11 protein-coding genes and 1 pseudogene are annotated in these 13,324 nt (G+C 74.5%); 9 read left to right on the forward strand and 3 right to left on the reverse strand.

Annotation, left to right across the window (positions count from 1 at the left end; all coding sequences use genetic code 11):
- The first annotated feature begins 228 nt into the window (after positions 1-228).
- The 4 genes from GWJ10_RS15370 to GWJ10_RS15385 are packed head-to-tail and all read left to right on the forward strand — an operon-like array spanning position 229 to position 4,287.
- A complete protein-coding gene (locus GWJ10_RS15370; RefSeq protein WP_076405853.1) occupies positions 229-1,218 on the forward strand; it encodes an ABC transporter ATP-binding protein in 990 nt (329 codons plus the stop codon).
- On the forward strand, positions 1,215-2,084 hold the full coding sequence (locus GWJ10_RS15375) for an ABC transporter permease subunit (protein WP_021482323.1): 870 nt from the start codon (positions 1,215-1,217) through the stop codon (positions 2,082-2,084). Before GWJ10_RS15370 ends, GWJ10_RS15375 begins: the two co-directional genes overlap by 4 nt.
- Entirely contained in the window at positions 2,081-3,589 is a 1,509-nt protein-coding gene (locus GWJ10_RS15380; protein ID WP_083711923.1) for a histidine kinase, read from the forward strand. The genes GWJ10_RS15375 and GWJ10_RS15380 overlap by 4 nt, the downstream gene beginning before the upstream one ends.
- Positions 3,586-4,287 carry a response regulator transcription factor gene (locus tag GWJ10_RS15385; RefSeq protein WP_021483142.1) on the forward strand — a complete coding sequence of 234 codons (702 nt, stop codon included), beginning with the start codon at positions 3,586-3,588 and terminating at the stop codon, positions 4,285-4,287. Before GWJ10_RS15380 ends, GWJ10_RS15385 begins: the two co-directional genes overlap by 4 nt.
- 138 nt (positions 4,288-4,425) lie before the next feature.
- On the opposite strand, the gene GWJ10_RS15390 is transcribed toward GWJ10_RS15385, so the two are convergent.
- The gene (locus GWJ10_RS15390) at positions 4,426-7,608 is read right to left on the reverse strand and encodes an efflux RND transporter permease subunit (protein ID WP_163188364.1); all 3,183 of its coding nucleotides are present in this window, start codon (positions 7,606-7,608) and stop codon (positions 4,426-4,428) included.
- Positions 7,609-7,720: 112 nt separating this feature from the next.
- On the opposite strand from GWJ10_RS15390, the gene GWJ10_RS15395 reads away from it, so the two are divergent.
- Positions 7,721-8,260: a MarR family transcriptional regulator gene (locus GWJ10_RS15395; RefSeq protein WP_163188366.1), complete on the forward strand. Its 540-nt coding sequence runs from the start codon at positions 7,721-7,723 to the stop codon at positions 8,258-8,260.
- 52 nt (positions 8,261-8,312) lie between these two features.
- On the opposite strand, the gene GWJ10_RS15400 is transcribed toward GWJ10_RS15395, so the two are convergent.
- The gene (locus GWJ10_RS15400) at positions 8,313-9,545 is read right to left on the reverse strand and encodes an MFS transporter (RefSeq protein WP_051028020.1); all 1,233 of its coding nucleotides are present in this window, start codon (positions 9,543-9,545) and stop codon (positions 8,313-8,315) included.
- Between the two features lie 95 nt (positions 9,546-9,640).
- On the opposite strand from GWJ10_RS15400, the gene GWJ10_RS15405 reads away from it, so the two are divergent.
- Positions 9,641-10,162 carry a MarR family transcriptional regulator gene (locus GWJ10_RS15405; protein WP_163188368.1) on the forward strand — a complete coding sequence of 174 codons (522 nt, stop codon included), beginning with the start codon at positions 9,641-9,643 and terminating at the stop codon, positions 10,160-10,162.
- Positions 10,163-10,181: 19 nt separating this feature from the next.
- Here the strand turns inward: GWJ10_RS15405 and GWJ10_RS15410 are convergent, their stop codons facing one another.
- Complete coding sequence (locus GWJ10_RS15410) at positions 10,182-11,027, reverse strand: oxygenase MpaB family protein (RefSeq protein WP_061269419.1); 846 nt, start codon at positions 11,025-11,027, stop codon at positions 10,182-10,184.
- Positions 11,028-11,147: 120 nt separating this feature from the next.
- On the opposite strand from GWJ10_RS15410, the gene GWJ10_RS15415 reads away from it, so the two are divergent.
- From GWJ10_RS15415 to GWJ10_RS15425, 3 genes and pseudogenes are all read left to right on the forward strand, one after another.
- Complete coding sequence (locus GWJ10_RS15415; RefSeq protein ID WP_061269418.1) at positions 11,148-11,762, forward strand: helix-turn-helix domain-containing protein; 615 nt, start codon at positions 11,148-11,150, stop codon at positions 11,760-11,762.
- Complete coding sequence (locus GWJ10_RS15420) at positions 11,759-12,001, forward strand: hypothetical protein (RefSeq protein ID WP_076405843.1); 243 nt, start codon at positions 11,759-11,761, stop codon at positions 11,999-12,001. The genes GWJ10_RS15415 and GWJ10_RS15420 overlap by 4 nt, the downstream gene beginning before the upstream one ends.
- 230 nt (positions 12,002-12,231) lie before the next feature.
- Positions 12,232-13,324 (forward strand): annotated as a pseudogene (locus tag GWJ10_RS15425) (fibronectin type III domain-containing protein); the annotation flags it as partial.

The following is a 13,324-nucleotide window of genomic DNA, read 5'->3' on the forward strand; positions in this document are numbered from 1 at the left end:
GCGAAGTCCCGACCAGCGGACCACGCGCCGGGACGTCGTGTACGCCGCGCGGCGTACGCGCCCCGGGTCACGACGGCGGCAAGATACGTCGCAAGGTGGCTGCCCGGCGCCGAGCCCGTCCGTAGGCTCGAGACGTACCTCGCGGTGAGGGGCCCGGCCGGACCGGAGCGACCTTCCCGCGGTGCACCAGGACCATCCCGGACGAACGACCCTCGGAGGGGCGAAGTCATGATCGAAGCACGCGGCCTGACCAAGAGGTACGGGCCCAAGACCGCGGTGGACGGCATCTCGTTCACCGTGCGTCCCGGGACCGTGACCGGCTTCCTGGGCCCCAACGGCGCGGGCAAGTCCACGACCATGCGCATGATCATGGGCCTGGACCGCCCCACCGCCGGGACCGTCACCGTCAACGGGCGCCCCTACGCCCAGCACCGCTCACCGCTGACCGAGGTCGGCGCGCTGCTGGACGCCAAGGCCGTGCACACCGGCCGCTCGGCCTACAACCACCTGCTCGCGATGGCCGCCACGCACGGCATCCCGACCAAGCGCGTGGACGAGGTCATCGAGATGACCGGCCTGCAGCCGGTCGCGAAGAAGCGCGTGGGCGGCTTCTCCCTCGGCATGGGCCAGCGCCTGGGCATCGCGTCCGCGCTGCTGGGCGACCCCAAGACCCTCATCCTGGACGAGCCGGTCAACGGCCTGGACCCCGAGGGCGTGCTGTGGGTGCGCAACCTCGCGCGCTACCTCGCCTCCGAGGGCCGCACCGTCTTCCTGTCGAGCCACCTCATGAGCGAGGTCGCCCTCACCGCCGACCACATCATCGTCATCGGCAAGGGCCGCATCATCGCGGACGCCCCGGTGAGCGACATCGTCAACGGCTCGCAGCAGCGCACGGTGCGGGTCCGCACCCCGCACGCCACGCAGCTCGCCGAGCTCCTCACGAGCGACGGCGCGACCGTCACGAGCGACGAGCCGAGCCTGCTCGTCGTCACGGGCGCGGACGCCCCAGGGATCGGCGAGCTCGCCGCGGCCAAGGGGTTCGTGCTGCACGAGCTCACGCCGGTCACGTCCACGCTCGAGGACGCCTACATGGCCCTCACGGCGGACGCGGTCGAGTACCAGACCGACTCCGCGCAGAACCACATCGGCCACGGTGCCGCGGGCGCGACCGCGGGCGCACCGGCCCCCACCGACTCCCTCGAAGGAGCGCAGCGATGAGCGCCACGACCCTCGCCACCGGCGCCGGCCCGACGGCGTCCCGCACCTCCCCCTACCGCCTCTCGTTCGGCCACGTGCTGCGCTCGGAGTGGATCAAGTTCCGCACCCTGCGCTCCACCTGGTGGACGCTCGGCATCACCGTCGTCGTCATGGTGGGCTTCTCGCTCATGTTCGCGGCAGTCATGTCCTCCATGCAGTCCGCGGGCGCCACGCCCGAGGAGGCCGGCATGGGGTCCGCCGACGGGGTGGGCATCACCGTGATCACCGTCGGCTACACGTTCGCGCAGCTGGCCGTGGCCGTGCTCGGGGCGCTCACCGTGACGGGCGAGTACTCGACCGGCATGATCCGCTCCACGCTCTCCGCCGTGCCGAGCCGTCTCCCCGCGCTCGCGGCGAAGATGATCGTCGTCGGCGTGGTGACCGCGGTGACGACCGTCGTGGCCGTCGGGCTGTCGTGGCTCGTGACGTACCCGATCCTGTCGGGCAAGGACATGACCGTCGACTTCTCGTCCGCGGACGACCAGCGCGCGCTGATCGGCGTCGTGCTCTACCTCACGACCGTCGCGCTCTTCTCCGTCGCGGTCGGCGTGCTGCTCCGCAGCTCCGCGGGGGCGATCTTCACGCTCGTCGCCGTGTTCTTCGTCCTGTCGATGGTCCTCGGGATCGTCATGGGCGTGACCGGTGCCGACTGGGTCCAGACGCTCTACAACTCCCTGCCCGCGTCCGCCGGCGAGCAGATCGTGCTCGGCGGCAACATGTCGGGCAGCGACACGATCGCGCCGTGGCCCGGCTACGCCGTGCTCCTCGGCTGGACCGCCGCGCTGGTCGCCGCGGCCGCGGTCGTCCTCAAGCGCCGGGACGCGTGACCACCCGGCCCACCACCCCGCCGACGCCGGACGAGCAGACCGCTCGTCCGGCGTCGGCCGTGGCGCGCCCGGAGCCGGTGGAGCCCGCCGCGCCGGGGAACCCGGGCTCGTCGACCCACCCCCTGCGCCCCGCGCCCGCCCCCTTCACCGAGCTCGACGCGCGTCGGCTCGGCCCCGTCCGCCGGTACTTCGCGCGGCACCCGGTCGTCATGGACTGGGTCGTCGTGGCCGTCTTCGTCGTGCCCGGCGTGCTGTACGCGCTCACCGCGTCTCAGCCCCGTGGGACGACGGCGCTCTCGCTCGTGTTCTTCCTCGTCGGCGGCGTGCTCCTGTACTGGCGCCGCCGTCGGCCCGTGACGATCGCGCTCGCGCTCACCGCCGTCGGCGTCGTCGCCATCGGCGTCACCGGCGACACGGCCGGGTTCGAGGTCGCGGCCATGTTCGCCGTCTACGCCGTCGCGGCGTCGCGGCCCTCCCGCATCGCGTGGCCCGTGCTCGCGATCGCCGTCCTCGCGCTCTCCGGCGCGACCCTGCTCTGGTACGACGTCGTCACCACCCCGGAGGGGGAGGTCCTGCGCCAGAGCGTCGAGCCGGGCCGGGCGACCGTCGACCGCATCGTCGGCATCCTCGTGACCACCATCCTCTGCCTCGTCGCGCTCGCGATCGGCACGAACGTGCGCGCGCGCCGCCAGCACGTGTCCGACCTCGTCGAGCGCGCCAACTCCATCGCGCGCGACCGCGACCAGCAGGCGCAGCTCGCCGCCGCCGCCGAGCGCGCGCGCATCGCGCGCGAGATGCACGACGTCGTCGCGCACTCCCTCACCGTGATGGTCGCCCTCGCGGACGGCGCCAAGGCGTCGGGCGCCAAGAACCCCGAGCTCGCGGGCCACGCGCTCGACGAGCTCACCGCGACCGGCCGCGCCGCGCTCGCCGACATGCGGCGCGTCCTCGGCGTCCTGCGCGAGCCGGGCGGCGAACAGACCGTGCCCCTCGCGCCCGCGCACGAGACGCCCGAGCTCGAGGAGATCGTCGAGCGGTTCCGCACCGCCGGGCTGCCCGTCCGGCTCGTGCGCTCCGGCCCGCAGCCGACGCCCGGCCCCGCCCTGCGCCAGACCGCGCACCGCATCGTCCAGGAGGCCCTGACGAACGTGCTGCGCTACGCGCCCCTGTCCCCCGTGGTCCTCGTCGAGGTGTCGCGCCGCGCCGAGCCCGGCGCCGACTGGCTGGAGCTGCGCGTCGTCAACCAGGCGGGCCGTCGTCCCGGGGAGGGCGCGAGCGCCGACGAGCGCGGGCTCCCGCCGTCCGTCGCGGAGCAGCACCCGCCCGGCGTCCCCGTCGGCACGGGGCGCGGGATCATCGGGATGCGGGAGAGGGCCGCGGTCTACGGCGGTACCGTGTCCGCGGGGCCGAGCGGGACGGGCTGGGAGGTGCGGGCGAGCCTGCGCCTCGACCTCGACCCCGGCCGCCAGGCCGGCGCACGCGACGACGGACGGGAACGCACATGACGGGAACGGGGGCACCGATCCGGGTGCTGCTCGTCGACGACCAGGCCCTGCTGCGCATGGGCTTCCGCATGATCCTCGCCGCCGAGGACGACATCGAGGTCGTCGGCGAGGCCGGGGACGGCGAGACGGGCGTCGCGCAGGCGTCCGCGCTCGCGCCGGACGTCGTGCTCATGGACGTGCGCATGCCCGGCACGAACGGCATCGAGGCGACGGAGCGGATCGTCGCCGCCCAGCCCGGGTCGCGCGTCATCATCCTCACGACGTTCGACCTCGACGAGTACGCGTTCGCCGCCCTGCGCGCCGGGGCGAGCGGCTTCCTCCTCAAGGACGCCAAGCCCGGCGAGCTCGTCGGGGCGATCCGCGCCGTCGCGAGCGGCGACGCCGCCGTCTCCCCGCGCATCACGCGCCGCATGCTCGAGATGTTCTCCGGCCAGCTCCCGCAGGACGGCGCCGCCGCCCCGGCCCAGGCGCCGACCGGCCGGGACGACCCGCGCCTCGCCGACCTCACCGCGCGCGAGCTCGAGGTCTTCGAGGCCCTCGGTGAGGGGCTGACCAACGCCGAGATCGCCGAGCGCTTCGTGCTCTCGGAGGCGACGGTCAAGACCCATGTCGGGCGCGTCCTCGGCAAGCTCGGCCTGCGCGACCGCGTCCAGGCCGTGGTGCTCGCCTACGAGACGGGCGTTGCCCGCCCCTCCTGACTCTCCCGCCCCCCGCCGAACAGGTGGTTCTGGCGCGTCCAGGACATCGGACGCGCCAGAACCACCTGCTCGGCCCGCCGGGATCGCCTGGTCGGCGGGGGCCCGGCGGGTCCGGCGCGTCGGGGACGGTGGGGCGGTTCAGGCGTTCGCCGTCGTCTCCTCGGCGGCGGCGGCCTTGTCGGCCTCGGCCTGGGCCGCGGCCTCTTCCTTGGCCGCCTTCCTCGCGGCGCGCTTCTCGCCGCGGCGCTCGGCGAGCGTGTAGAGCACCGGGACGACGACGAGGGTAAGCAGCGTCGAGCTCAGCAGGCCGCCGATGACGACGAGCGCGAGCGGCTGGGAGATGAACGCGCCGCCGCCCGTGATCCCGACGGCCATGGGCGTGAGCGCGAAGATCGTCGCGGCGGCGGTCATGACGATGGGGCGCAGCCGCTTGCGCGACCCCTCCAGGACGGCGTCGTCGAGCGCCCGTCCGCGCTCGCGGTACTGGTTGATGAGGTCGATGAGCACGATCGCGTTCGACACGACGATGCCGACCAGCATGAGCAGGCCGATGAGGGCCGGCACGCCCAGCGGCGTCCCCGTGGCCAGCAGCAGGAGCAGCGCGCCCGTCGCGGCGAACGGGATCGACACGAGCAGGATGAACGGCTGCAGGAGGCTGCGGAACGTCGCGACCATGACGAGGTAGACGATGAGGATCGCGACGAGCAGCGCGAGCCCGAGGTCGGCGAAGGCGTCGGCCTGGTCGGCGGCCACGCCCCCGACCTCGACCGTTGCGCCGCCCTCGAGCTCGAGGCCGTCGATCGCGGTCGTGAGCTCGGTAGTCAGCGCGCCGAGGTCCTGCCCCGCGGGGGTGACGGCGATCGTCGCGCTGCGCTCGCCGTCGACGCGCGTGATCGAGGTGGGGACCTCGACCTCGGCGACCTCGGCGACCTGCGTGAGCGGCACGGGGCCCGCGGCGGTGGGCAGCACGACCTGCTCGAGCTCGGCGACCGTCGCCGGCGCCTCGCCCGCGACCACGCGCACCTGCACCGGGCCGTCGCCGAGGTTCACCGTGCCGACCGGGGCCGGGGACATCGCCCCCGCGACCGTCCCGGCCACCTGCGTCTCCGTGAGCCCGACGGCGGCCGCCGCCTCACGGTCGACCGTCACCTGGACGGTGGCCTGGGCGGCTGCGAGGTTGTTCGTCACCTGCGCGGCGCCGTCGGTCCCCTCCGCGAGCTCCTGCACCTCGGCGGCCGCCGCGGCGAGGGTGTCGGTGTCGGGCGCGCGGACCACGAGGTCAACCGTGGAGCTGCCGAACGCGGCGTCGGCGCCCGCGACCTCGATGCCCTCGCTCGCGTCGCCGCCCAGCCCGGAGACGGCGTCGCGCACGTCCTCCTGGGCCGCGACGGCGTCGGCGTCCGCGTCGAGCGTGACGGCGAACGTCGCCGTCGGGGACCCGCCGCCGCCGAAGAACGCGGCCTCCGGGCCGCCCGCGGTGCCGACGGTCGTCTGGACCGTGGCGACGCCGTCGACGTCGAGGAGCGCCTGCTCGACGTCGCGCGCGGCAGCGTCCTGCGCGTCGAGCGACGTGCCCGGCGCGAACGACTCGGTGACGGTGAGCGTGTCCTGGCCGGTGTCGCCGAGGAAGTTGGTCTCGAGCCGCGGCACGAGCGCGAGCGTCCCGGCGAGGATCGCGACCGACACGCCGAGCGTGATCGCGGGGTGGCGCAGGGCCCCCCGCAGCGTCGGGAGGTACGCGCGCTGCCACAGCCCGCGACGCTCCTTGGCCTCCGCGGCGGCGCGGGCGCGCTCGCCCGCGAGGCGCGCGGCCTCCGGGTCGGCCGGGACGGGCGGCGACGTGATGAACCAGTACGCGAGGACCGGGACGATCGTCAGCGCGACGAAGAGCGAGGCCAGCATCGCGATGGCGACGGTGAGCGCGAACGGCCGGAAGAGCTCGCCGACCATGCCGCCCACGAGCGCGATCGGCAGGAACACGGCGACGGTGGCGACGGTCGAGGCGGTGATAGCGCCCGCGACCTCCTTGACCGCGCCGATGATGGCGCCGACCTTCTCCTCGCCGTACGACAGGTGCCGCTTGATGTTCTCGATGACGACGATCGAGTCGTCGACCACGCGGCCGATCGCGACCGTCATCGCCCCGAGCGTGAGGATGTTGAGCGTGTAGCCCGTGGCGTTCATGACGATGAACGTCACGAGCAGCGACAGCGGGATCGACACGGCGGAGACGAGCGTCGAGCGCAGCGACGCGAGGAACAGCAGGATCACGACGACCGCGAAGAGGAGCCCGAGCAGGCCCTCGGTCGCGAGGCCCTCGATGGACTCCTCGATGAACGGGGCCTGGTCGAACACGACCTCGACGCGCACGTCCTGGGCGTCGAGCACGCCGGAGAGGTCGTCGACCGCGTCCTGGACCGCGTGCGACACCTCGACCGTGTTGCCGGCGGGCGTCTTGGTGATGGCGACGGCGAGCGCGGGCTCGCCGTCGAGCCGGGAGAACGACGTCGCGGGCTCGGGGCCCGCGGTGACGGTCGCGACGTCGCCGAGCGCGACGGGCGGGGTGCCGGGCGCCGCGGTCGGGGACACGAGGGGCAGCGCGGCGAGCTCGTCGACGGTCGTGATCGCCGTGCCGACCTGCACGCTGAGGGTGCGGTCGCCCTCCGCGACGGTGCCCGCGGGCACCACGACACCGTTGTCCTGGAGGATCGTGGAGACCTGCTGCGGGCTGAGCCCGGCGACGGCGAGCGCGGCGGGGTCGAGGGCGATCGTCACCTGCTGGTCGGCGACGCCGCTCACCGCGACGCTGCGGACCCCCTCGACGTCCTCGAGCGCAGGGACGAGGCTCGACGTCACGGTGTCCGCGAGCGCCGCCTCGTCCGCGCCGCCCGACACGGCGAGCTGGATGACCGGGAGGTCGTCCACGGAGCCGGTCACGACCTGCGGCTCGACGTCCTCCGGGAGCTGGGACTGCAGCCGCGTGACGGCCGTCTGGAGCTGCGAGGCCGCGGCGTCCATGTCGGTGCCGTACGCGAACTGGACGGTCGTCACCGAGAGGCCGGTCGACGACGTCGACGTGACGTCCTCGACCCCCTTGACCCCGCGCGCGGCCGTCTCGACGGGGACGGTGACCTGCTGCTCGACGATCGCCGGGGCCGAGCCCGGGTACGCGCCGACGACGGCGGCCGTGGGGATCTGCAGGCTCGGGATGAGCTCCTGCTTGAGCGATCCCATGCTGACGACGCCGAAGATCGCGATCGCGACGGTGGCGAGCGCGACGAGCGCGCGGTTGGCCAGCGACAGCCGGGCGAGACGGGACACGGAGCCTCCAGGGGTTCCAGGTCGGGCGGGAGACGACGTCGGCGTCGCGATTTCGTTAGCGTAACGCGAAGCATCTCGGGATGGTTCCCGCCCCCACCGATAGAGTCTCGCCGTGACCCACCCCGCCGACGACGAGCGCGCGGCGCTCGCCCGGCGCCTCGAGGACGCCCAGCGCCGGCTCGCCGACCTGCTGCTCGCGCAGCGCCTCGAGCCGCTGCTCCGCACGACCCTGACGGTCCCCCAGCTCCGCGCGCTCGCCGTGCTGCAGCTGGACGGCGAGACGAGCTCGCACCGGCTCGCGGACGTGCTCGGCATCTCCCCCGCGACGCTCTCGGGGATCGTGGACCGGCTCGAGGCGGCGGGCATGGCGTCGCGCCGCCCCGACCCGCAGGACGGTCGCGTGCGCCTCGTCGCCGCCACCCCGCGCGGCGCCGCGGCGGTGCGCCGGCTCGTCGCGCAGGAGGACGAGCCCCTCACGGACCTCCTCGACCGGCTCGACGTCGCGGACCTGCGCGCGCTGACGGCCGGGATCGAGGCCCTCACGCGGGCCGCGGAGTCGGCCGCGGCCGACCCCGAGCCCGACCCGGCGACCAGCACGTCGGGCACCTCGGGCGACGGCTCGGCCGACGCCGGGACCGACCCGGAGGACTGAGGGTCCCGGGCCTCGCGGCCCGGGACCCTCCCCCGTCGGCGCCGCCGGCGGCTCAGACCTCGCCGAGCGCCTCCTCGGGCGTCCCCTCGACGGTCCGGGCCGTGCGGTTCCACCGGGACCACAGGACGCGCTCCCCGAGCTCGCCCGCCATCCGGTGCCCGTACGCCACGAACACGACGACGCCGAGCACGAGGATCCCCGCCCCGAGCCAGAACGGCGCGGTCGCGGACACCGGGTGCAGAAGCCCCGCGATGACGGGGGCGGGGGCGGCGAAGCCCCAGCGCACGAGGTTGAACGCGCCGGTGGTCACGCGGCGGTCGGGGTCGCCGAGCGCGAGCGAGAGGTCCGTGAGGTTGGCGTTCGCGATGCCCATGAACACGCCGGCGCCGACGAGCACGACGACGGACCAGGCGGTCCCGAGGTCGAGCGCGAGGAGGACGAGCGCGACGAGGACGCCCACGACGGCCACGCCCAGCGTCTGGACGGCGCCGACGCGGTGCGCGAGCCGGTGCCCGACGACGAGGATCCCGACCGCGAGCCCCACGCCCCACGCGGTGAAGACGAGACCGAGCGGCACGACGTCGAGCCCGAGGAACACGGGGGTGTACCCGAGCACGACGAAGAAGCAGAAGTTGTACGCGGCGGTGACCGCGGCGAGCGCGAGGAAGCCGGGCTTGCGGAACAGGCGGAAGACCTGGCCGACGCGCAGCGGCGCGGGCTTCTCGGCGGGGTCCTTGAGGCGCGTCACGGACACGAGCAGCGCCACGAGCATGAAGACGCCGCACACGAAGAACGGCACGCGCCACGAGATGCCGCCGAGCAGCCCGCCGAGGAGCGGCCCGACGGCGAAGCCGAGGCCGACGCACGTCTCGAAGAGCTCGACGACCCACTCGCGGTCGTTCGCCAGAGAGACCAGGAGGACCATCGCCGTCGCGAAGAACATCGCGTTGCCGAGGCCCCACAGGCCGCGGAGCGCGGCGAGCTGGCCGATGCTCGTGCTCAGCGCCGCGAGCACGGCCGCGACGGCCACCAGGCTGACGCCCGTGGCGAGGATCTTCTTGTAGCCGAAGCGCCCGGTCGCCATGACGGCGGGAATCATGCCGAGCGCCATGACGGCGATGTAGGCGGTGAAGAGGAGCTCGATCTGCCAGGTCGACGCCCCGATCTCCTCGCCGATCACGGGGAGGATCGGGTCGACGACGGCGATGCCGGCGATCGCGAAGAACGCGGTGAGGGCGGTCGCGTAGATGGCGGTGCGGTTCGGTTCGTTGCGCGTGGAGGCCACTCGGTCGCACTTCCTGGTGAGGGAGGCCGCCGCACGAGGGGCGGCGGCGGGAGAAGTACCTGTATCTAGCAGGTAACTATCTGTAGAATACACCCATGACGGTTGCCGAGGGAAACGATCAGCCGCAGGCCGAGGCGCGCGGGGACGCGACCGCCCAGGACGTGCTGGGCACGATCGAGCTCGAGGTCGCCCAGCTCCTGCGCCGCGCGGAGCGCACGCGCGCCTCCGGGAGCCCCGGGACGTCGCGCCGGGGCGGCACGCTCGACCGGTCCGGCTACCTGCTGCTCCACACGCTCGGCACCCACGGCCCGCTGCACGTCAACGCGCTCGCCGAGCGCCTCGGCCTCGACGCCTCCACCGTCACCCGCCAGGTGGTCGTGCTCGAGCGGGCCGGGCACGTGCGCCGGGCCCGGGACCCGCACGACGGCCGGGCCGTCGTCGTCGAGCCCACGGGCGCGGGGCTCGACGAGCTCGCCGCCCACCGCGCGGCGCGCACCGCGCTCTACGCGGACGTGCTCGGGGACTGGTCGCGCCTCGACCGGGCCCTCCTCGCCGAGCTCCTCGGCCGGCTCAACGACGACCTCGACGCCTACCGCCGACGCCGCGCCGACGCCTGACCCGCCGGGCGCCTCGCCGTCAGGCTCCGGGGAGGGCCCACCGCAGCAGCCGCGTGACCGCCTCGCCCGCGGGGTGAGCCCACCGTTGAGGCAGCCCCCGCACGCGCGGCATGCCCGCGCGCGCCCAGTCCGGCAGCGACGCGCGTGCGGCCACCGCGAGCCCCGCGTACACCCGACGCACGGCCCACGGCAGCGGCGGCTCGACGAGGAGGAACCGCGCGGCGTCGAGCGCCGCCGGGGTGAGGCCGAGCACCGGACGGTACCCGGCGACGGCGTCGTCCAGCTCGCGCACCGTGACCGGCACGTCCTCGACGCCCAGGGCGCGGCCGACCACCGCCGCCTGCGCGACATACTCGTCGCACCCGGCGGCGCCGAGCGGGCGGTGCCCGAACTCCTGGTGCGCCACGAGGAAGCTCTGCGTCTCGGCGACGTGGACCCAGCGCAGCAGGTCCGGGTCGCTCGCGCGGTAGGGGCGGCCGTCGGGCGCGACGCCGCGGACCCGCTCGTGGACCGCCCGGACCGCCGCCACGGCGCCGGCGGCGTCGTCGGCCGTGCCGAAGGTCGTCGTGGCGATGAAGGTCGAGGTCCGCTGGAGGCGCCCCCAGGGGTCGCCCCGGTAGCCCGAGTGCGCCGCGACCCCGGCCATCGCGAGCGGGTGCAGGCTCTGCAGGAGCAGCGCACGCAGCCCGCCGACGAACATCGACGCGTCGCCGTGCACGCGCTGGACCGCGGACCCCGGCGGGAACCAGCGCGGGCCGGGCGTCTCGTGGATGCGTGCCCGCGTCGCCGTGGCGTCCGGGCCCGCGACCCGCAGGAAGATGGCGCGCTCCGCCGCGCCGCGCACCCGCTCCGCCACCTGCGTCATGCGCTCGATGCTCGCACCTTGCGCACGCCCCCGCTCCCCGCGCGGGCCGTCCGACAGATGCCAACATCCCGCTGCAAAGAAACTCTTGCAAAGAGTCGTTTGCATCGCTATGGTCGTCGTATGCCCACCGACAGCGCACCGGCACCCGTCCCGGCCGAACGCCACCCCGCGCTCGGCCCCGCGCAGCTCAAGGCGCTCGCGCACCCGTTGCGGGTGCAGATCCTCGACCTGCTCTCGACGCACGGCGCGCTCACCGCGAGCCGCCTCGCCGACCTCGTGGGCGAGTCCAGCGGGTCGACGAGCTACCACCTGCGCCAGCTCGCGCGGCACGGCTTCGTCCGGGAGGTCGCGGGCCGCGGGACGGCGCGCGAGCGCTGGTGGGAGCGCCCGCCGGGCGGGTTCACGGTCGACGTCCCGCACGACGAGGAGGACGCCGCCGCCACGCTCGCGGGCGCGATGGTGAGCCGCGAGTTCGAGTCCGCGCGGGCGCGCAAGATCCAGGCGTTCCTCGAGCGCTCCCCCGAGCTGCCGACGCGGTGGCTCGACGGCAGCCGTCTGACGACGGCGAGCATGTGGCTCACCGCCGACCAGATGCTCGAGGTCGCGGAGGCGTGGGACGCGTTCGACGCGACGCTCCAGCGGTTCCAGGGCCAGGAGCAGACGCCCGGCGCACGGCCCGTGCAGATCCACTTCAACGTCTTCCCGACGATCGACGGCAAGGAGAACCCCTCATGAGCGCGTACTCCCCCACCCTGCCCCGCACGGTCGAGCCCCGTGGCACGGACCGTCTGCTCGTCCTCGTGGGCTCCGCCCTGGCCGACCTCGGCCGCCGCCGCGCGGCGGCCCGGTCCCGGGTGTCGACCACCCCGCGCGCCGCGGAGGCCGTCGTCCGCCCGGACGGTGCGTCGCTGCGCACGGCCGAGGACCGCACGCGCGACCGGGCCGCGCTGTCCCGTGCGTCCCTTCTGCCCTGATCAGGGGAATATTCCACCCTCCATGGGGACTGCTCCCCATGCCCTGAGCGACCCTGCCTCGGTTACCCTCGTCGGGGCGTTCTGCGGGCAGTCTGCGGGCACCGGAGCACCCGTTCCCCTCGTCACCGCCGCTCGGCGGGACCGGGAGGACGTGTGCCCCGCCCAGGCACAGAGGAGCACAGGTGGGTCTTCTCACGACCATCCGCGAGCATCGTCGTACCGTCGCGTCGGTGAGCACCGTGTCGGTGTTCTCGACGGCGCTGGTGGGGATGGCGCTGCTCTACGAGGGCGAGGCCACGGCGGACGTGGACCTCAACGACTCGGGCGTGTGGGTGACGAAGACGTCGGCCGGCCTGGTGGGGCGGTTCAACTACGAGTCCCAGGCGATGGACGGCACGCTCAACGCGGGCAGCGCGTCGTTCGACGTGCAGCAGGACGCGGGCCGCGTCCTCCTCGACGACCAGGGGACGAGCACGTCGTCCCCCGTGGACGTCGCCCACCTCAAGCTCACCGGGCAGATCCGCCTGCCAGCCGGGGCGCAGGTCGCCTCCGGCGGCGCGACGACCGCGATCCTCGACGGCGAGGAGGGCCTGCTGTGGGTCCTGCCGTTCGACGGCGCCACCTCGTTCGACGCCGAGAAGCTCGACCCGACGGCCGAGGTCGGCGGTGACGGCGCGCTGACGGTGTCCGAGGACGGGACGGTCTTCGTCGCGATCCCCTCGACCGGAGCGCTCTGGACGGTCGAGACCACGAGCAAGGGCGCCGTCTCCGGCGACCCGACGTCGACGTCCCTCCCGGTCGGGAAGGGCGCCGAGGTCGAGGTGACGGCCGTCGGTGACGAGCCCGTCGTCCTCGACCGCTCCGCCTCGCAGCTCGTGCTGCCAGGCGGCCGGACCGTCGCGGTCGAGGGCGCGGAGCAGGCGCGGCTCCAGCAGCCGTCCGCCGGGTCGGGCGACGTCGTCGTCGCGACGACCGACGCGCTCGTGACCCAGCCCCTGAAGGGCGGCGACGCCCAGCGCCGCGCCGCGCAGGGCGTCCCGGCCGCCCCGGTGCGCCTCGGGTCGTGCACGTACGGGGCGTGGGCCTCGACCGGCCAGGTGATCCGCGACTGCGAGGGCACCGACCGCGACGTCGACGAGCGCCTCGAAGGGCTCGACCCCCAGACCCGCCTGGAGTACCGGGTGAACCGGCAGGTCATCGTGCTCAACGACCTGTCGGCGGGGACGTTGTGGATGGCGGCGGACGAGTACCAGAAGGTCGACGACTGGGACGTCCAGATGCCGGAGGAGGCCGAGGGCGAGGAGGCCGACGCGGAGCTGACGA

Source organism: Cellulosimicrobium sp. SL-1 (assembly GCF_011033075.1).
GTDB classification, from domain to species: domain Bacteria; phylum Actinomycetota; class Actinomycetes; order Actinomycetales; family Cellulomonadaceae; genus Cellulosimicrobium; species Cellulosimicrobium funkei.

Coding starts and splice junctions, on each gene's coding strand:
- GWJ10_RS15370 (WP_076405853.1), top strand. CDS start 229: ATGATCGAAGCACGCGGCCTGACCAAGAGGTACGGGCCCAAGACCGCG.
- GWJ10_RS15375 (WP_021482323.1), top strand. CDS start 1,215: ATGAGCGCCACGACCCTCGCCACCGGCGCCGGCCCGACGGCGTCCCGC.
- GWJ10_RS15385 (WP_021483142.1), top strand. CDS start 3,586: ATGACGGGAACGGGGGCACCGATCCGGGTGCTGCTCGTCGACGACCAG.
- GWJ10_RS15405 (WP_163188368.1), top strand. CDS start 9,641: ATGACGGTTGCCGAGGGAAACGATCAGCCGCAGGCCGAGGCGCGCGGG.
- GWJ10_RS15410 (WP_061269419.1), bottom strand. CDS start 11,027: ATGACGCAGGTGGCGGAGCGGGTGCGCGGCGCGGCGGAGCGCGCCATC.
- GWJ10_RS15415 (WP_061269418.1), top strand. CDS start 11,148: ATGCCCACCGACAGCGCACCGGCACCCGTCCCGGCCGAACGCCACCCC.
- GWJ10_RS15420 (WP_076405843.1), top strand. CDS start 11,759: ATGAGCGCGTACTCCCCCACCCTGCCCCGCACGGTCGAGCCCCGTGGC.